The 19806-nt window shown below is 37.8% G+C and carries 14 protein-coding genes; 4 read left to right on the top strand and 10 right to left on the bottom strand.

From position 1 onward, the window contains the following. Positions 1-306: 306 nt before the first annotated feature. The 4 genes from AAC073_RS16995 to AAC073_RS16980 form a co-directional block, all read right to left on the bottom strand. Positions 307-495: a hypothetical protein gene (locus AAC073_RS16995; RefSeq protein WP_339924996.1), complete on the bottom strand. Its 189-nt coding sequence runs from the start codon at positions 493-495 to the stop codon at positions 307-309. Between the two features lie 144 nt (positions 496-639). Beyond that, on the bottom strand, positions 640-1419 hold the full coding sequence (locus AAC073_RS16990; RefSeq protein WP_339924995.1) for a DUF1080 domain-containing protein: 780 nt from the start codon (positions 1417-1419) through the stop codon (positions 640-642). Between the two features lie 57 nt (positions 1420-1476). Continuing rightward, a complete protein-coding gene (locus tag AAC073_RS16985) occupies positions 1477-2994 on the bottom strand; it encodes a DUF4301 family protein (RefSeq protein WP_339924994.1) in 1518 nt (505 codons plus the stop codon). Positions 2995-3355: 361 nt separating this feature from the next. Beyond that, a complete protein-coding gene (locus AAC073_RS16980; RefSeq protein WP_339924993.1) occupies positions 3356-4696 on the bottom strand; it encodes a DUF5723 family protein in 1341 nt (446 codons plus the stop codon). Positions 4697-4839: 143 nt separating this feature from the next. On the opposite strand from AAC073_RS16980, the gene AAC073_RS16975 reads away from it, so the two are divergent. Continuing rightward, positions 4840-5628 carry a hypothetical protein gene (locus tag AAC073_RS16975; protein ID WP_339924992.1) on the top strand — a complete coding sequence of 263 codons (789 nt, stop codon included), beginning with the start codon at positions 4840-4842 and terminating at the stop codon, positions 5626-5628. Continuing rightward, positions 5622-6629, top strand: a complete 1008-nt coding sequence (locus AAC073_RS16970) for a S41 family peptidase (protein WP_339924991.1) — start codon at positions 5622-5624, stop codon at positions 6627-6629. The genes AAC073_RS16975 and AAC073_RS16970 overlap by 7 nt, the downstream gene beginning before the upstream one ends. 13 nt (positions 6630-6642) lie before the next feature. On the opposite strand, the gene AAC073_RS16965 is transcribed toward AAC073_RS16970, so the two are convergent. Together AAC073_RS16965 and AAC073_RS16960 are read right to left on the bottom strand one after the other, a co-directional pair. Then, positions 6643-9681: a PVC-type heme-binding CxxCH protein gene (locus tag AAC073_RS16965; protein WP_339924990.1), complete on the bottom strand. Its 3039-nt coding sequence runs from the start codon at positions 9679-9681 to the stop codon at positions 6643-6645. A 10-nt stretch (positions 9682-9691) separates the two neighbouring features. Next, a complete protein-coding gene (locus tag AAC073_RS16960; RefSeq protein ID WP_339924989.1) occupies positions 9692-11272 on the bottom strand; it encodes a hypothetical protein in 1581 nt (526 codons plus the stop codon). 607 nt (positions 11273-11879) lie between these two features. Between AAC073_RS16960 and AAC073_RS16955 the strand changes: the two genes are divergently transcribed. Further along, complete coding sequence (locus tag AAC073_RS16955) at positions 11880-12758, top strand: arylamine N-acetyltransferase (protein WP_339924988.1); 879 nt, start codon at positions 11880-11882, stop codon at positions 12756-12758. Between the two features lie 110 nt (positions 12759-12868). Here the strand turns inward: AAC073_RS16955 and AAC073_RS16950 are convergent, their stop codons facing one another. Beyond that, positions 12869-13120 (bottom strand): hypothetical protein, encoded by a 252-nt coding sequence (locus tag AAC073_RS16950; protein ID WP_339924987.1) that lies wholly within the window; start codon positions 13118-13120, stop codon positions 12869-12871. A 793-nt stretch (positions 13121-13913) separates the two neighbouring features. Between AAC073_RS16950 and AAC073_RS16945 the strand changes: the two genes are divergently transcribed. Further along, on the top strand, positions 13914-15245 hold the full coding sequence (locus tag AAC073_RS16945; RefSeq protein WP_339924986.1) for a Gfo/Idh/MocA family oxidoreductase: 1332 nt from the start codon (positions 13914-13916) through the stop codon (positions 15243-15245). A 145-nt stretch (positions 15246-15390) separates the two neighbouring features. Here AAC073_RS16945 and hmpA read toward each other — a convergent pair whose 3' ends face one another. The 3 genes from hmpA to AAC073_RS16930 all read right to left on the bottom strand — a co-directional run bounded on the left by hmpA (position 15391) and on the right by AAC073_RS16930 (position 19800). Beyond that, positions 15391-16596 carry an NO-inducible flavohemoprotein gene (hmpA, locus tag AAC073_RS16940; protein ID WP_339924985.1) on the bottom strand — a complete coding sequence of 402 codons (1206 nt, stop codon included), beginning with the start codon at positions 16594-16596 and terminating at the stop codon, positions 15391-15393. 446 nt (positions 16597-17042) lie between these two features. Next, complete coding sequence (locus AAC073_RS16935) at positions 17043-18197, bottom strand: SGNH/GDSL hydrolase family protein (protein ID WP_339924984.1); 1155 nt, start codon at positions 18195-18197, stop codon at positions 17043-17045. 163 nt (positions 18198-18360) lie between these two features. Then, positions 18361-19800: a sulfatase-like hydrolase/transferase gene (locus AAC073_RS16930; protein ID WP_339924983.1), complete on the bottom strand. Its 1440-nt coding sequence runs from the start codon at positions 19798-19800 to the stop codon at positions 18361-18363. Positions 19801-19806: the final 6 nt, after the last annotated feature.

Raw genomic sequence — 19806 nt, 5'->3', positions numbered from 1 at the left:
TTATTCTCTAAACAATCAATGAAAAATTGCTTTCATTATATGAAAGGTAAAATTTTTACCTAATTTATGGGTATGGATTGAACTTATAAGTCGACTTCAGGTCTATTTACCGTATAAATGCATGGTCTAAAATTTTGGGGGAAGGAGCAGGTGCAGACTTTAAGGACATTTCAATTTGAGGTGAATTATTTGATACACTTAAATTGCTAAATGTTATTAGTTTATAAAACATGCTTATAAATTTATCTAATGCCGACCTTGAATAAGATAGCCCTCGTAAAAGAGGGGGTTGACATTAATTGATAATCAACTTTCGTCCTTCATTGTTTTCAATAAGCCTAATCCAGAACTGAAAAAAACAAAGCCCAGAACGAGGCTTACTGTAATGATTTTCCAATCTCCATTTTCAGGAACTAAAAATAAATAAGCTCCATATATTAGTGCTCCTAATCCTAATATCGAAAGAAATGGTCCAAAAATCTTTTTAAAATTCATAGTAGTTTTATTTGCCTTTAGCTCAAAAATATTGCCAATCTTTATTACCAAAAGATTAGATGGCTAAAATATATTTAGTGGATTAATGTGAAGGTCAAAAAAAAGCATCTTCCGATAATTTCGAAAGATGCTTTTGAATTTTGCTTAAAAGTCCGTGTCGGCTTTTTCCAGTTTTAATCTCTCTATCCAAATGTTTCGGAATAGCACTTCATGTCCTTCGGCTTGAAGCTTAATTCCTCCAGGACGATTGGTAATGCCTTCACCACCATCTCTTCCTCCATCGATGCCAGAATTTGGTCCTCCCCATACTTTCTGTATGGATACGTTTTCATGAATCTTTTGACCATTGAAATAGATAGTGGTCATTGCTTTTTCACTCAATTTACCATTTTCATCAAATCGCGCAGCTCTAAATTTGATGTCATAGGCATTCCATTTGCCAACACCATTGTAAATTTCATAAGGAGCAGCTTTTTCATTGATTATGGCTGCCATTCCATGGGTAGTGCTATCTCCATCCAAGATTTGAATTTCATAGCGATTTTGTAGGTATACGCCGCTGTTGCCACCTTCGTTTTTTATTAGAAATTCCACATGAAGTCTAAAATCTGTGTATTTCTTTTTTGTGACGATATCTGCTGCACCATATTTGCCACCAGCACCTGAAGGATCGTTGGCACTTACCGTTTCTCCTTTGTCTACAGGATCAGGAACAATTTCCCATTTGATAGGAAGTTGAGCTGCAATTCTAGGGCCTTCCCAGTAGGTCCAGTTTTTGTGTAGGGCACGTTTTTTACCGTTAAACAATTGATCTGCATCCTTAGGTGCTTCTGTTCCCACACCAACTTGCGCCAGTGAAGGAAGCTGAAACAAGATGCTCAAAAGGAAGAGGGTCAAAATTTTATTAGTACTGGCTAAGTTCATAATCTCGTGTGAAAATATTGTAAGAAAAGGTAAATGAAAGAACATTTCCTTCAGTGATTATTGGTGAACGTCCCGAAGCAAGTCATTGATGGTTTTAACAGGATTAAAGGTTATCAATGGCACCACTACAAAAATCGAGTTCCAGTTGGCCATGGAACCGTTCCACAGACCTGGTAGTTCCTGCGCTTTCAAATCTCTGCCGCTTTTTGATTTGTGTGTTATAAATCCGGTTTTAGGGTCTCGGTATTCCATAAGGTTAAAAGCTTTTCCTTTATAATCCCTTATACCACACACCAAATCAGTAGGGTTGAAATGCGTGGAGGATTTAAAGTGAGCTTCCTGCGTTTTGTCTTCAAGATTTAATTGGGCTGTTTCACCAATCTGAAGGGACAAACTTCCGTCAGAATCTTTAACCCAAAAAGGTCCACCTCCTGGTTCTCCAGTATTTTCCACCATGCCACAAACCCTCATAGGGCGGTTGAGCTTTTCTCTAAGCCAAGACGCTTTTTCATCCAGGCTTTTAGCGTCATAAGAGGGGGCTAATTTCCCGCCAATCACTTTAGTAAATACTTCCTCTGCTTGACTAACAGACTTATCAGTGATTTTATTGTCTAATTCTTCGAGGGCTGAAAAAGTTTTGTCTTGCGCTTTTATTAGCAATCCACCAATTGCCTGCTTATAGGTAGTAGTAGTGTCCTTTAAACGATCCGGAACTACATTGTCAATGTTTTTTATAAACACCAGGTCAGCCTCAATTTCATTCAGGTTTTCCAGCAATGCGCCATGACCTGCAGGCCTAAACAATAGTTCACCGTTGTCCTCACCAAAAGGATTATTGTCTAGCCCTACAGCAATAGTGTCGGTAGATTTTTTTTGCTGCGAAAAGCTGATCTCGAATTTTACTCCAAATGCCTTCTCCATTTTTGGTTGAACCTCAGCCACCTTTTCTTCAAACTTCAATTGGTGTTCTGGAGAAACAGTAAAATGAAGCCTTACCGTATTGTCTTTGCCAACTCCGTACTGAGCGCCCTCTACAAAATGTTCTTCCACTGGGGTTCTGCTTCCGTCAGTATATTGATGAAACTTTAACAGACCCTTTGGCAAACTGCCATAGGAAAGGTGATCATCATCTAGTAGATGTTGGACAATAAGGCCGTACTTTTTCTCATCAATGGCTTTTGAAATACTTGTACCTGCTTTTTTTAAGCTGTTGTCTAGATCCTGATAAAAAGCAAAAGATTTGATTTCAGAAATGAAGGTTTTTGCAAAGTCATCACTTTCAAAGCTGTTGTCTCCCTTTTCTAAAAAGCTAAAAAGGTTTTTAAACATTCTACTTGCAGCACCACTTGCGGGTACAAATTTCACAATAATTTTATCCTTGGACTTTTCATTGTAATCTTTTAATGCTTTTTGAAGCTCAGCATCATTTAATTCAAGAATACCATCACCGATTTTTGCTGCATGATCGATGTCTAAAAAAGGAAAACCATCTTTGAAGTTTTTGATTTGTTCTTCAACTATTCCCAGTGGCATGCCTTGGGCTTTTATTCTATTTTCGAGTTCGTTAGTTAACATGGGTGTGAAATGTGGTTATTGATCTTTTAAGATGTTCCAATATAATAATTCATTTTATGAAAGCCCCATTTATCAATAGGAAAATCCATTGAGACCTTCCATTTGAAAGTCATTTGGAGATTGGTAAAAAGGCTTTGTATCATAGTGTGACTTTGTACTACGGGAATTATAAAAAAACACGGTAGCAAAGAGCATTCACACCTGCTATAATAAGCAAGTTTATTGCCAGAAAAACATTTTAACCTTTTAAATCCCTAATAATAAAATAACGATTTCATTACTTAAATAGAAACGCTAATGGCTAGTCAAGGCCAAAGCAATGATGAATTCAAACATTGAAGAAGTGGAAGAAAACACTAATTTATGATCCAAATCCCCATGATAAACCCAAATGAATGTCTGCTCTATGACTATCATTCTTTATTAGGTTAGTGATTACCGAATTGCTGCCAATGAAAAAGCCACCGTATTGGAACCCTAAACCTCCTGTGAAATTAGAGATTTGGTGTTGCATCCATGGTGAATACAATTCAAATTTACCTAACACAAGCCTTGGCGTAATTACTATTAAATCAGCAGCGCTTAAATTAATATTATTACTTTCATTATTAATTCTTTTTTGACCATAAAGGGAGATTTGGAAGGTTTTTACAGGGCTAAATTCTAAATATGCAGACATCGTTCTTGGTAAATTAACCCTTATATCGGAATCGGCATCGTTTATTGTAAAATAGCCTGAATCTACAAGTTGCTGTTCTATTTCTTCTACATTCCCATCAAGGTTATCAATTCTGAAATATTCATTCTGTGGGATGTTTACAGCATAATTTTTGTGTCGTTGGTTGGATCCCATACCCATACTGCCGAGGTTTTTTACGGACAAACCGATATTTAAGAGAGGATCATTGTCCTTTTTAATCATATAATTAACACCCAGGTCTACTCCCAGTCCTCCGGGATTAAACCCCCGCCATAAATCATCTTGTAGGTCAAAGCCATCTTCATTTTCCCACCTTTCGTCATAAGAAAGATTAAGGCTTCCGATTGCATCTGTTATTAAAGTTTCATCCTCAGAATGAATAATTGTTGCTTTTAATTTGTCTACTCCAAAATTGGAATAGCTTCCTGGGAAAAGCAATTTAAAATTTCCACCTACCGACAAAGTATGAAAATCAGTATCCAGAATTTTTCTTCCTACAATGAATCCAAGTTCCATCCATCCTGAAGCATTGATCCGTTGGTTTTCAGGTATATTAATGGATGTTTGAACATTGTTTTCATTTGCGTTTTGAATAATTGAATTGCCTAGTTCAGGGTTAAAGTCTATTATATCCACCTTAGCTTTGACTTCTGTAGTAATACCAAAGGACCATTTATCAAACCTTAGACCAACTGCAGGTCCCATTACCGAAACATCTGTCCGTAGGTTAACTGGTTCTTCTACGTTATCAAAAATATTATCAAAAACATCTGGGTTGTCGATAATGTCTTGAGCAGAAAGTACATTATTGTCTACACCTGCATTAATTGAAAAAAGTGAAACTTCTACCTTTTTGCTAAGATTGTTGATTTCAGCGGGATTCATCTTGGCATTGATCATGCCTTTTCTCTTGCTGTTTTGTACTCCAAAATAATTCTGCTGCGCGATAGAGATACCATTGCTAACTATTATAAAAAGAGAGATTAATAGTGCATTTTTCATGAACATTTGTTTAAAAATTTAGTTAAAAAATTAATCCTTAAAATTAGTTAAATTATATTTATTTCCTTCTTTTTGGTGAGAGACTATCTCGGAAATTCAAATTTAATTGTAATTTGTGTTCCTCAATTGTTAAATAAATTTTAATGCTAAAGATATACCATAGCCTATCCTTCTTTTTCCTCTGCTGGTTATTTTTAGTTTACAATAGTAATGGTCAGAGTTTAGGCGATGTATGGTTGTCCACAGGTATCCAGTCAATGTCCAGTAAAGATGAAGGTTTCTCTTTATTGAATTACAAAGGCAATAAATCTACAAGTTCTGTAGGTTTTGTTCTACGTAAGAAGAATAAAACACATTTGATTCAAGGAGATTTTTCCTATGGCGTATTGGCCAATAAACCCGGTGGCACGATGAATGAAATGGGGGTAAATCTTACGACACTCACCTTTTATCATAAATTAAAAACTAGCTCCAAAGGGTTCCAATATGGCTGGGCCAATAAGAACACCATGCATATAAGAAGACATAACCAATTTAGTAATTATAGTTTCCGCTATGATTATTTCAGCGGTTTAGGACCTGTAGCCAAACACCTTTTGCCATTTGAATGGAAGAAAAAGTCTTTTCTCTGGCAAAACATGGCCAATTGGCAGTTATTGGGAATTCAGGTCAAATCAGGGTATATAGGAGCTGAGCCAGAGAACTACCAAACCGATAAATCCTTAACCGATAATTTTTTTAATACTGTCAGCCCATTTGTTCCTCTTAGAGATTTGGATTTGAATTTTTCTTCTTCCCTTTTTTGGGAACTCCCTACGGGCAATAAACTAGGTCTTAGGTACCAGGCCAATTATACTAAACTTTCTGGTATTAAGAGCGTTTATCGATTGGATCATTCCGTCGATCTGATATTAAATGTTAGGTTATGGTAAATAGGATTAATTTCTGCTTAATAATAGTGCTTTTGTTTTCGTCCTGTGACGCCTGGGTAATCCCGGAAGATCCTAAAACCGAACCTTTAGATATTTTTGATAGCCTTTGGAAAGATGTAAAAGAAAGGTATTCGTTTTTTGAACACAAGGACATTGACTGGGAAAATATAAGAACAACTTATAGAGCAAAAATAACCAGCGATATGGGTTCTGTAAATTTATTTGATGTTCTAGCAAGCATGTTGTTTGAATTAAGAGACGGTCATGTAAACTTGTCTGCGGGATTTGACAACAGTAGGAATTGGGAATGGTACCAGGATTATCCAGACAATTACGATCAAAATATTATTGATAAAAACTATCTCCGTCGGGATTTTTGGATCAGTGGACCTTTAAAACATCAGTTTATTAATGATGTGCTTTATGTGAATTACCGCTCATTTTCTCAAAAAATAGCCGAAAGTAACTTGCAAGTAGTTTTAGAAAGAGCCAAACTAGGACGTGGTATCATTATAGATGTGAGGAACAATGGAGGCGGCAGTCTTGGAAATGCCTATACCCTTGCTTCAGCTTTTACTGATAGTGAGGTTCCGGTAGCCCGAAAAAGAATAAAAAATGGCATCGGCATGGATGATTTTTCTACCTGGGAGGAAATAACTGTCCCTGCTGGAGATAATGTTTACAGTGGACCAGTAATTGTTCTTACCAATAGGAGGTCTTATAGTGCTACCACTTTTTTTGCTCAAATGATGAAAGAATTGCCTCAGGTGACCATAGTGGGGGATCAGACCGGCGGTGGTGGGGGTATACCTGTCTATGGAGAATTGATTAATGGCTGGACTTATAGATTTTCAGGTACTCAAACCATTGATATGGAGGGGAGACAGATTGAGGATGGGGTTCTTGCTGATGTTAGGGTAGATTTAAACCCCATAAGTACAGCAAAGGGTGAGGACAATATTATCACTACCGCTTTGAGGATACTTATGGGGAACAATTAATTTGAGTCAATTTTTATTTAGCTCCCTTCAAGTAAGCCAATAGATCTGCCATTTCTTGATCAGTCATGTTTTGCTCCAAACCATTCGGCATCAATGAAAGCCCAGGGTTTTGTATGCTTTTTATTTGAGTACGCAGGATGTTTTCCTCCGTGCCATAAGCAGTCCTTAAACTTAACGAATTGGCAGATTCTGCCGCAATTCTACCAGTTACTTGTTTGCCCTCATGAGTGGTAACCGTAATTGCCTGATAACCCGGGAACACTTCATAATTTGGTACGATCGTATGTAGTAGCAAGGCCAATGCTGGCTGGTTATTAATGCCGGATAAATCTGGGCCTACGTCTCCTCCTTCGCCTGCGTAAGTATGGCAGGTAGCGCAGTTTAATTTAAAGATACCTGCACCGTTAGCTGCATTGCCTTTTATATCCAGAATTCTCTTGTGTTCCTCATATACCTTCATCCTACCTCCTGATTCCAATTCCTTGAAAAGATCTTCTGCACGTGATCTCACATTTGAGTCACTTGCTTTCATTAAAGAAAGCCTTGTTGAAGAGGAGATTTCAGCAGGGTTGATTTTGCTTTGCTCAATAGCCTTCAACAATTGGTCGCGAAGAATTGGTCTGGAAACCATGGTGGCAATTACAGCTCCTTTCGTTTTAGGAGTATAAGCTTTCCACGCATTCGTTTCTATAAGGATTTCCCCTGCATCCACACTGTTTAAGTTGCCTAAGGATTGAATCGCTGCCAATTGAATTTCCGGTGGATTGTTTGGGGATAATAATTCCTTTAAGGAAGCTTCTGTCTCGCCTGGTGAAAAATAACTTAATAATGCTGTAGCCTGAATCCTGGAAGTCAAACTGTCTTCAGCCGTAGAAGCTCTTTTTGTAGTTTCCTGAATCAAAGCATCCAATTGTTCTTCGGATTTGGTATAGGCATCCAAATAATTTTTTTCGCTGCCTTTAATATGTCTTTCACTGCCTTTTAAAAGGCCAAGTAGTAATGAGAAAGTGCGGTTGTCCCATTCGCTATTGATAGACGAGTCGATCAGGTCTGTCAATTCTTTAGCTGAAACGGAACTACCGATTAGTTCCCCTAACTCAGACCACATTGGTAGTTGTGAAAAAGTAACTTCTTTCTTTTCAGTTTTCAAAATGTTTAAGAAAGAGATTTCCTGGCCTTTTAGTGCAGTCATTACAGCAGCCCTAGTCCATGGGTCTGATGCGTCTTTTTGAGCTATTTCAGCTAAGTAAGGCAGCCATTCCTTTTTATTGTCGCCACCAAAGGTAAGTGCAGTCATGTAACGTACCCTTGGGGCTGCATCTGTAGCTCCTTTTATTAAATTGCTGGCCAATTGATCTGTAATGTTTGATTTCAAACCGATTATCGCAATGATCTGTTCTCTAATGTTTGGGCCATTGTCATCATAGATAGTGGAAAGCATCTTTTCATCCAAAGCATCGAAATGGTACAATAACCATATGGCCTTCACCTTACCTTCAATTGATGTGTCAGACAAGGCCAGCGCTTTAAGCGGAGCAATTGCTTCCTGTGGCATTTTTTCCAGTACCAATCTAAATGCTGTATTTCTTTCCCACTCATCGTTAGATGAAAGTGCTGTGGTTAGCATATCCATACTTGCTTCCGAGGAAGTAGGGAATACTGTCTCTACAGTATTGTATTCAAAATTGTCTCTAGTAATTCTGTAAATTTTACCTTTGCCTTTGCCACTTTCAAAATCAAGTGCTCCTCTGGTTTCTTCTGGTACGTAAGAGGGGTGATCGATAACTTTTCGATACATGTCGGCCAAATACATTGCTCCCTTAGGTCCGTGGGATAAGAAAACTGGGTTGAACCAAGAATCTGAAGAAGATAAAAATTCAAAATCTTCATGAACCCTTTCAGAGATAAAAGTGGCGCCATTGTTTTTGACCGATTGCCTTTGAACCAGGTTTTGAGCTGGCTCACAAATAAAAGCATTGCCTTTATGTGCTTCATGCAACCCTTGACTTTCAAAAATTAAGGTCCCGCAAGCAGAGGTAAAAGTACCTTGATGCGATAAGCCCATTAATTTAGGGATATAATCTGCGGTAGTAATGCTTTTACTTATAGGGTAAACAAATCCTTCCGCTTCCGCTGGTGATACATCCTCAATTGTTTTATTGAAAAGCAAGTTGGGGTTATTACTTAATTGATCAGGTTCCATTACGATGTGCTGTAATGGATGTCTATTGCTTGATCCATATCTTCTACCAAAAGCATCAAACGCAAGTCCGAATTGACTTTTCCCGCCTCTCAACTGAAATTCAAACGTTTCAGGATTAAATCTGCCATCTGCACCATTAAATGAGACAGGCTTTCTTTCAGGGTGAGCAGGTGAATAGACCTCACCACCATTTAAACCACTGGTGACATATATCCAGCCATCTAGCCCTAAGGTAGGGTGGGAGGTTCGGATTTGAGCAGTTCTGTTGGCGTTAAAACCAGTGAGTACGATTTCTTTAATGTCTGCTTTACCATCACCAGTAGTGTCTTTGAAGTAATAAATATGTGGTGCACAAGTTACAAACACCCCACCTTTCCAGGCCATAATGCCATTTGGGTAGGTGAGTCCTTCTACAAAGACACTTCGTTGATCGTATTTTCCATCTCCATCGCTGTCCACTAATCTGGATATTTTCCCTAATGTATCTGGTTTCTTTCCATCCATAGGATCTGGGTAACCAGTGTTTTCAGCAACATAAAGTATGCCTTCTTCATCAAAGGCAAACGCTGACGGATCCGCTACCAAAGGGTCTGCAGCTATTAAATCTATTTGTAGTCCAGGTTCTAACTGGAAAGCCGCCATTGAAATCTTTAATGCAGAAGAATCTTTATAAGTATATTGAGGGGAATTGACAGGATTCTCTTGGATTTCAAATTTTGGAGGAGAATCCACCACTGTTTTTTCCTGTTGACAAGCCACTAACAAAGCGAAACAAGTCGCAATAGACCAATTCCTTGAGGATATAAGGTAGTTTAACAAGTTATTATGATTTTTTAATTTGCAATACATGAGAAGTGGTTTATCGAATTTCAGGTGGAACATTTCCATAATTCCAAGGCTCCCCATTAAAGACAGGTGCTTTTTGGAAATCGGGTAAAGGACCAGGTTTAAGGGGTTCAATGAGTTTTAGACTTTGGTCAACAATTTGGTTGCCTGCCGTAATTTCTAAATTACTGTATGAGGTAAGCCGGGTTTCGTAGCCGCCACCATTTAAAGAGAAGGCTTCTAGTGTTGGAACATAACCAACGCAGTCATTGGCCATGCTAACAGGGAAGGTGAGTGGGAATTGACTTCCTGCTTTTATTTTAAGACCAAGTTCACAGAAAAATTCTGCGGGGTTACTTATAAGCACAACAGGTCCGAGCTGTATGGCTTGAATTTCTACAGTATGCGTAGGGTGTTGTTTTCCGAAGCTATCAAGCATTACTGTTTCCTTAGCAAAAACCCAGTCGGTTTTCCCCACTTCTTCAGGTCTTTTCTTAACCATAGCCATACTTTTACTAACTTTTTCTTCAGAAGGCATCCTTCTTTTGATGTTAATAAATTCTCTTGAGGTAGAAATAGGAAAGCTGGTGCTTCTAGGGATGGACAACAGTATTTTAACTGCTTCTGCCCCAACATTGGCTCCTACAAATCTAGCCCAATCTTCACCAGCCCTGTTTTTATTCGGGTTACGGTTATTGACTTGGGTCACATCTCCACTTGCTCCTTGGAGAAAGACTACTATACATTCTTTGCCTAATGCTCCTTTTATAGTTTGTTCCATATAGTATACCCAATTGGCTGAAATACCTCCTGGGTTGGTGGTAGAATGGCAAGCGAAATTTACTATGCAGCCTATGCATTTACCTGCCTTATTCCAAGTTCCAATAACACCTACTTCAGGATCAATTGGACCAGCTACTTTAGAGATATCTGGGTTTAATTGTCCTGGATGGGTATAGGTCATTCCATCTTTCATAAAAAAGCGTCGATTGTATGCGACTTTATCTTCAATGCCACTGCCCACCCCAATTTCTACTTCCTCCAAATCTTCCAGCGCTTTTAACGCCGTTTTTATAGTCGTTTCTTTGGTGGAGGCCAAGTATTTGGGGTCCGCACAGGATGATTGTTTGTAGGCAAGGTCCTGAACGAAAGGAGAAGCGTGGTCATACTGCCCTGGCATAACCATTGCAGTTGGGCCAGAAGAATGAGAATGCGAAGCTGATATTAAAATTTCTTCTTTAGTTATCTCAAATTTGGCAGCGATACCTTCTTTGATCTCATCTACCCAGGGCTGGTATACTGCTAAAGCATCGAAACCGATAATTACCACTTTTTTTATACCGCTTTGAAATGCGGAAACCCTTACCTTACAGGGATCATGAAACGTTTTGTGGTAATTCTTGCCATAGTTTCCAGGGCTTTCCATTCCAATTTCTGGAGAAATATCTCCATCTGCAAAAGCAGCTCTTACGGGAGCTTCAGAGACATTTGGGTTTTTGATGGCGGTGTTGGCTTCAACTGTGCTTATTGAAAGGCCTAGTCCAGCAGAAAGTAAAGTGGTTTGTTTTAAGAATTTTCTTCGAGATGATAAATCAACAAATGTATTTTTTAACATAACAAATAAAATATTGGCTTGTGGTTGTGGAAAAGTGTACGTTACCAAAGTTAACGTAAAAACACGGATAATATAATGCAAATCGTTGATAATTCCATTTTTTTATATGAAATAGGCAAAAGATTCGGCTGTGATAACCTCTTTTGAAGATTTGATTATAAATAATTCTCTTGGCTCAATTAACCCATATTAGTTAATAATATTTTTTAAGCCTTTCCTGTGTTTACGGGAAGTGTTGCAATTTCAAGAAAATCAGGATGATTGGAGGTTTTAGCAAAACATTGCGGTGGTGAAAATGAAAACCGCCACGAGGTGGCTGATTTTTTCCACCGAGGCAGATCAGCACGTAAAGGGTTCTCACTTGCATATTTCGGGTCTGCACTGAGGTTGTATTTATTGGGAGCATTATTAGAAGATTCTATTGATTTTCTTGAAATTACGTTTAATTTGAAAGACTGATTGCAGCGTTTTGGGTAATTTGGAAAAGAAGATTGGATTTTTGCTTATTTTCTAAAACAATTGGAATGGGTTTAACGCAATATTTTTCATCATCTTTGGCTTCCTATTTTCAAAAAGTGCTAATTTTAATCGATTTATTTAAGTCATTATGATTTCAAAACAAGAAAAAATTTCACTTTTTAAAGAACTTACTTTGGATGATGCCTCTTTGAAGGCCTATTTCAAACGAATTGGTTTTGAAGGCAAGGCAGAAATGAGCCTTGATACCTTAAAGAAGCTTCATAACCTTCATCCACAAGCCATTCCTTTTGAAAATATTGATCCATTATTGGGAATACCTGTAGAATTGACTTTGACAGCGGTGTTCAATAAAATGGTTAATCAGGGTAGAGGAGGATTTTGTTTTGAGCAAAACATGCTTTTCGGCGCGGTATTGAATACAATCGGGTTTGATGTGGTAGGCTTGTCAGCCAGAGTATTTTGGGAAATTGGCGAAGGAGAAATTCGGCCAAGGGACCACATGTTGTTATTACTGAACTTGGAGGGAGTGAAATATATTCTAGATGTTGGATTTGGCTCTGCCTCTTTTTCTTCTCCTTTGGTATTGCAGCAAGAAGGAATTCAGGATACTGGGGACTATCAATATCGAATTAGTTTGGTTTCGGGGTTTTATTATTTGGAGATAAAGATAAAAGACTCGTGGAGATTGATGCATAGGTTTGGGTTAGAGGCTCAAATGTTACCCGATTATGAAGTCGTCAGTTGGTACCTTTGTACTTCACCCAAATCTGTTTTCACAAAAGATTTAATGGTCGCCAGAAGTTTCCTTGGTGGTAGGTACGCTCTTCACAACAATCAATTTACTGTTCATAGGAAAAAGGAGAAAAGTGTGAAGAAAACGCTTCATAGCTTAGATGAAATTACTAGCCTCTTACAAGATGTATTTTTGATAAAGCTTCCGGAAAATGACAATTTAAATGCGAAGTTTCAGGGATTGCTAACTCCGGTCAATATTACTATAAAATAAAAAGGCCTCTTAAAAAAGAGGCCTAAAAAATTTTAGCTGTTAATAAATTCCACAGGATTAAAAAATAGAATGAATAGGAATTTTGCTGTCAAATGAAAAAAAAATACAGTTTAGTTTAAATGCATTTCATGGTATACTGCTTTCGGTTGTGCTAACTGAAATTGTAAAGTATCTTCTTTTTGGTTGTTGTTATTTTTGGGCATCTTACCTATTCTCCAGTTTGCAGGTTTGTGAAACCTGCCTTCATTCTTAAACTTATCAAAAGTTTCAGGATCATCCTCAGCATTTCTAATGGCCTTGATCGTAAATAATAGTCCTAAAGTCGCTCCGAGTATTGCGTATATAAAAATGTAAGTGTTCATATGCTTAATTTTATTTTTTTACTCTTTCAATTCGCCGAAGGATAAAACTTCTTAATTCTTGCTTTAACCTTATTCAGAATGATTGATTAACAATTCAAATTTAAGGAAATTTTATTATATAATTCAATTAAAAATCACTCTTTTTTTGGTTAAAATTTTGTAAATATAAAATAGTATTTTGTTGTATTATTTTTGTATTTCACATTGTCTTTTTAGGTGGTGTTCGCTACGGGTTTATTTTTCGTATCGTAAATTCATCATTTTCAGAGGTTTTTATTTTTATCGATCAATGTTTAATGACATTCTATCTCCTGATTAAAACTGGAGGCTTCTGTCAAAATTCCAAACAAAATTTTGTGTGAACGGTGCGTTCTGAAAGTTTTTAAAAGTAAGCTTGAGTAGGGTTACTCCATCCCAAATTGACATCAACTCAATTCAACTTAAATTATAAATTTGTGTCTTTGAAAAATCGGCTTTTCGCCAGTTTAGAACATCTTTGAGTTAATAAAGATAACCAGAATCTTATAAGCCTATTTTGTTATTATCTGTACAGGAAGTCGAATTCTGCTTTGCCCAGGTGGCTATTTTAGATTATTTTTTGTTAATTGAATTTGTTTTATTTTGAAAGTGCATTCTGCTTTTAAAAAAGAAAGGATTTTAACTCATCCGAATAAAAATCGTTTTATGCTTTATTAACTACTAGTCAGGAAAGAATAAAGGAGTAGGCTATTTAAAATGAATACGAAAAATCATTGCTATTAAGAGTAGAGATAAATCAATTAACCAATATAACATGACTGAAAAGAAAAAATCCTCTTTGTCCAGACGAAAGTTTATGGGCACAGGTCTGCTTAGTGCAGCAGGGTTAGGGGTGTTGCCACAAGTGAGTTTAGGCAAATCAACGGATAGTAGAAATGAGGCCAATGAAACATTACGTTTAGGTTTCATTGGAATGGGTAGGCAAAGCAATGGTCTACTTGGTAGCTTTATTACTTTACCGAATATAGAAGTAGTGGCAGGCTGTGATGTTTATGAAGACAAAAGGCAAAGATTTTTAAATCGAACCAACGATTATTATAAAGGTAAGGGGAAAACAGTAGAAGTTGCTGTCTATGAGAATTACCATGACCTTTTGGCAAGAAAAGATATAGATGCTGTAGTCATAGCTAGTCCAGATCACTGGCATGCGCTTATGGCCATAGATGCTTGTAAAGCTGGTAAAGACATTTATTTGGAGAAACCATTGACCTTTACTATAAAAGAAGGGCAGGAGTTGGTGAAAGCAGTTCGTTCCAATAGCATTGTTTTAGCAACTGGAAGCATGCAAAGGTCTTTTGATAACTTCCAGCACGCTGTGAAAATGGTGCAAAAGGGAAGGATAGGGACAATTAAAAAAGTTTATGCTTGTGTGGGCGGACCTCCAAAACCTTATGATTTACCGAAGGAGGAAATACCTGCAGGTCTTAATTGGGACATGTGGTTAGGGCCACTAGCTGCAGATGTTCATTTCAACAATGACCTAAACCCACCTATATCCATTAATCCTCCTGAGAACGAAAAAGTCTGGGGTGCATGGCGTTGGTACAAAGAGACAGGCGGAGGATTGACGACAGATTGGGGCGCACATATGTTTGATATCGCTCAGTGGGCTATAGGGATGGATAGAAGTGGTCCAATAGAAATTATTCCGGCGGGATATAAAGACACCAAATATTTAACATTTATCTATTCAAATGGGGTGACTGTAACAGAAGAACCTTTTGATAAAAAAGAAACAAGGGGATGTAAATTCGTAGGCAAGGATGGATGGATAGAAGTTTCCAGATCGCATTATGAAGCTTCTGATGATACCTTGTACCCATTGATAGCGGAAGGTGAAGATTTAAGAGGCGGTGCTGGTACTGCGCACCATATAGATTTCATAGAATCAGTGAGAAGAAGAAAAGACCCAATAGCTCCAGTAGAAATTGGACATAGTACCTGTACGACTTGTAATCTAGGTAATATTGCTTATGACTTAGGTAGACCACTAAAGTGGGATCCAGAGCATGAGAAATTTGCAAGCCCAGATCCTGAAGCGGAGAAACAGCTTCATAGGACATATAGACCTGGATACAGATTGTAAACAAAAAAAGCGAAATCTTAACGGTTTCGCTTTTTTTGTTTCGTGTTCATTTACTTCGTTAAACCAAATGGCTTGCTACGGAGATCTTAATTTTAAAGTGAGAAAGATCCGATTTATACTGTTTGCTGCAAAACGATTTTTTGGTTTAGTTTAAACTTAGCAATTGAGGACCAAATTCCTCAAATGAAATGGCTTCTACAGGAACACCTTTTGCAATGAGTTCTTTGTGTTGCTGCGCAATAAAACCTGCAGGTCCACATATATAGTACTGTGATTCTATAGGGAATGCTTTAATTTTATTAAAGTCTAATGGGCCTTGCAACACGCCATCCTTTTCATCTTTTGCTGTCAGCGCATCGTAGAAAATATGCTGACTTAAATTAGGATGATTTTTAGCTATAGCCTTCACATCCTCTCTGAATGCATGAACCGTCTGGTTTCTGCATGCGTGGACCCATGTTAAGACTTGGTTGGGTTTATCAAAGCTTAGCGACTGAAGCATACTGATAAGAGGAGTAACGCCAACTCCTCCGCTTATAAAGGTTATCGGCACTCCTTTTTTTGGGTCTAAAGTGAAATTCCCAATTGGTGCAGTAAGATCTACCAAGTCACCAGTTTGTATATGATCATGAAGAAAATTACTGATCATTCCATTTATGTTCAAATTGGGATTGAACTCTTTTTTGACAGAAATTCTGTAAAAATGTGCATTCGGCACACTTGATACACTGTATTGCCTTGCTTGATTTAACCCCAATTCAGGTAGAAATACCCTAAGACTTAAAAATTGGCCAGGGATATGAGAAATTACATTTTCTCCATCGCAAGGGTACAAATAAAAAGAGGTTATTTCGTCGGATTCTTGAACTTTTTCCTTTACTCTAAAAGGCCTCCAACCTGTCCATCCACCTTTTTTATTGGTTTGATCTTTATAGATACCAGCTTCTATCCCCATCATCAAATCGGCTAGTTGATTGTAAGCGATTTCCCAGGCCTCCAAAATTTCCAGACTGGCGGCTTCTCCTAGCACTTCCTTTATAGAGGCAATCAAATGATTACCCACAATTGGGTAATGTTCAGGCCGAATTTCCAAGCTGACATGCTTGTGACCAATTCTGTGAAGCTCGGGCAACAAAACACCTGGGTTTGCAATGTGTTCTGCATAGGCCAACACCGCCATGGCCAAAGCTTGTTGCTGCTTACCGGTTTTTTGGTTGCCCATGTTGAAAATATTTTTCAAATCAGGATGATGTGAAAACATTCTTTTATAAAAGTGAGTGGTCAAGGCTATCCCATGCGCTCTAAGTACAGGGACTGTAGCAGTTATTATTTCTCGTTGGCTGTTATTCATGATACAATTGAGATAATGTGTTGACACCTCTTGAATTTTACTGAGGACCATAATTGATTGACGTGTATCAAAGGTAGACAAAAGAATAAAAGATAAAAATATCCTTATATATTTTTATTCACAATAAAATAAGAATTAACAAGATTGTAAAATATAATTTTGATGCTGAATTAAGGATTATTCATATAAAAAAGTTAAAGCAGCACAAGAATTAAAACACCATAGAAAATAAAAAAAATACTGCTTATAAGGTATGTTTATTTTGAAATTAAAAAATTTTATTTTGACAGTAGGGATAAAAATAACTTTGAAGTAGGATTAAATAAATGTAGGTGGCCGGATTAGGTTTGATTGCAGTGGATAGTGAAACCTTCTAAAATTTATAATTTTGAAGTTATTTCACCAGTTAAAAGAAGGCTTATTTCAGGTTTGTTTTCATTAACCTTCTATGGCGCCAATAGATTTTTTAATTCAGGCAATAGGAATTCATACATTCTATAATTACCCAAGTCATTGAAGTGTGTTCCATCTACGGTGCCCTCATTGTCAAGGCCAATCAGCTCTTTGCTAAAGATATAGTGGATGTTTTTATTGTTCTGTTTTGCATCCAGGTATACTTTTCGCAGGGCATTGTTTTGTTGCTGAATGTAGGACAAGGTGCCGAATACAGTTGGATCATTCTCTTTAAAATAGGCATAGTTTCTGATAATACTTTCCACTAAAACAATTGGAACGGAATCGTCGATGTTTCTGATGAAAGCGATCGTCTCAGGTAAATTTTTCAATATGGTATCAGGAGCTGAGTTTGGCGTACAGTCCAATACGATAACAGAAGGCTTAGAGGGCATGATATATTGCACAACGTCTTTTTCAAATCTTCCATTACCACTGAATCCAAGGTTTATGACCTCTTTGTTGATTTCTCTCTCTAATAATGCGGCGTAAGTTAGTCCCGGTCTGGAAGCAGAAGCCCCTTGGGTAATGCTCGTTCCGTAAAATATTATGGGGTTTTCCCGATCAATAATTGAATCTATTGGTTTGGTGATAGTGGCTTTCTCATCTATGCCGATTTCAAGTATTTCTACCCCTTCGTATAGAGGGAGATTTAGCAAATATTCCCGATTTTCTTTGGTCATACCTGTAATCACAGTCGCCTCATTGGATACTTCTTTACCCGGAATGGCAACCCCTACAAATTGCCACCTACCTTTAGTAAAAGCGTATAAATCCAAACCGTTGCTGGCAATTGGAGTCATATTGCCTTTAACCCTGTTGTTCTTCAAGGTCCATCGAATTTTTATTGTAGGTGAGTTAGAGGTAAACCTGATAGCTATCCCTGAACTGTGCTTTGACAAATTCCATACCGCAGGCCTCACTTCACTTTCGGCCTCAGCAGGTAATCTTGAATAAAACTTATTGCCTGGAAGTATACCAAGTACTTCAAAATCAGATGCCTTCTTGTAGTAAAAAGTTGGGGCATTTTTCTCATTTGAATTTGAATGACTTTGAGCCAAAGTATTTTGGCCTAATGTACTAATCATCGTACAAATAAGAATTGTAAAGTAAAAGTTACCAGCTATCTTGGCCAATATATTTAGCATAAAATTTTTAATTATAGGAGTTTGTTACCGAATGTATACAATGGCTTCTAAAACAATTGCCATAATTTAATTAGGGTACAATATAATACAAAGGTCGTAAGGATAGAAAGAAATTGAATTCTATGGTGAAATCCTTACAACTCAGGTTGAGGAATAGTTTAAATTAATGCTGAATTGATGAAGACGTAAATCTAGTAACTTCCAATTCTTTCCCCCATTTCTCCATGGACTTTAAAAGAGTCTGGTAAACTGCTGGTTTTTCAGCTTTTAGATCCTTGCTTTCAGACAAGTCCGTTTTAAGATTATAAAGGGCTCCTGACGGGGTAAGCTCATTTTGAACAAATTTCCAGTCACCCTTTCTTGCTGCTTTGGCCTCCGGAGTCTTCCAATACAAAATCCTTTCAGTAAGCGCTTTTTGATCGGTCATTACTTCCAAGAAACTTTCGCCATCCAATCCTGTGGGGCCGTTAGACTGAGGAAGAGGTGTTTCTATGATAGATAAGACTGTTGGCAAAATATCAAAAGTCATAAGGGTTTCATTGGAAATTGCTCCTCCAGGTATTTTTCCCGGCCAATAGGCAATCGCCGGCACCCTGTGACCGCCTTCGTAAAGGTCTCCTTTTTCACCTCTTAGAACACCATTTGACCCAACTTTCGGCCAGGTTTTACCATCGTAATCAAGGTATTGCCCATTGTCTGAGGTGAAAAATATAAGGGTATTTTTATCCAGACCTTCTGCTTCTAAATATTCAACAAGCCGTCCTATATTTTGATCCAAAGATTGAATCATTTCCTTTAAAATTTTAGGAACATCCTTGGGCTGGTGAGGACCTAGTTTACTATGAGCTCCCGGTTTATTACTGGTGAAATCTTCTCCTTTTATTCGAGTTTGTAGTTTGCCATCCTCAGGAGATTGCCAAGGAAAATGTACCCCCAGGTGGGCCAGATAAAGAAAGAAAGGTTGGTTTTTATTTTTCTCAATAAAGTTTATTCCATTTTCAGTGATCAGATCTGTGGTGTAACCTTTCTGAAAACTCAATTGACCATTGTGCCACCAGTCTTGATAGCCATACCTGTCTATTTTACTAAAATAATCCCCACAGCCTGAGGTCAATCCCCTGAATTCATCGAAACCAAATTTGGTCGGGTTAGCCTTTGGATGATTTCCCAAATGCCACTTACCAAAAAAGGCAGTCACATAACCTGAGCCTTTCAAATAGTCTGCAATTGTTTTCGGTTTACTATGGGCATTACTGCTAATGCCATTAACACTCCCAGTTCCAGGCTCCTGCCAATGTCCGGGAAGGGGGTCTTCTATGCCTACTCTTTGCTGGTATCGGCCGGTTAGTAAAGCAGCCCTTGTGGGGGAACACATGGCGCCATTGCTATGGAAATCAGTGAATAACATGCCTTTTTCAGCTAGCCGATTAAGGTTTGGAGTGTCGGCTATACCTCCGTAGAATCCTCCCAGATCTCCGTAACCAATATCATCTGCCAGGATGATGATGATATTGGGTTTGGTACCGTTTTGGGCTTTTACGGACAGCGCATAAACCGACTGAAATACGCAAAAAGCTAATGTAATAAATCTGGATTGACTCATTTTTAT

Origin of the sequence: uncultured Cyclobacterium sp. (genome assembly GCF_963977555.1) — a bacterium.
In the GTDB taxonomy this organism is placed as follows: Bacteria; Bacteroidota; Bacteroidia; order Cytophagales; family Cyclobacteriaceae; genus Cyclobacterium.
Note: the sequence above shows the minus strand (reverse complement) of the source record. Positions and strands in the feature narration are given on the sequence as shown.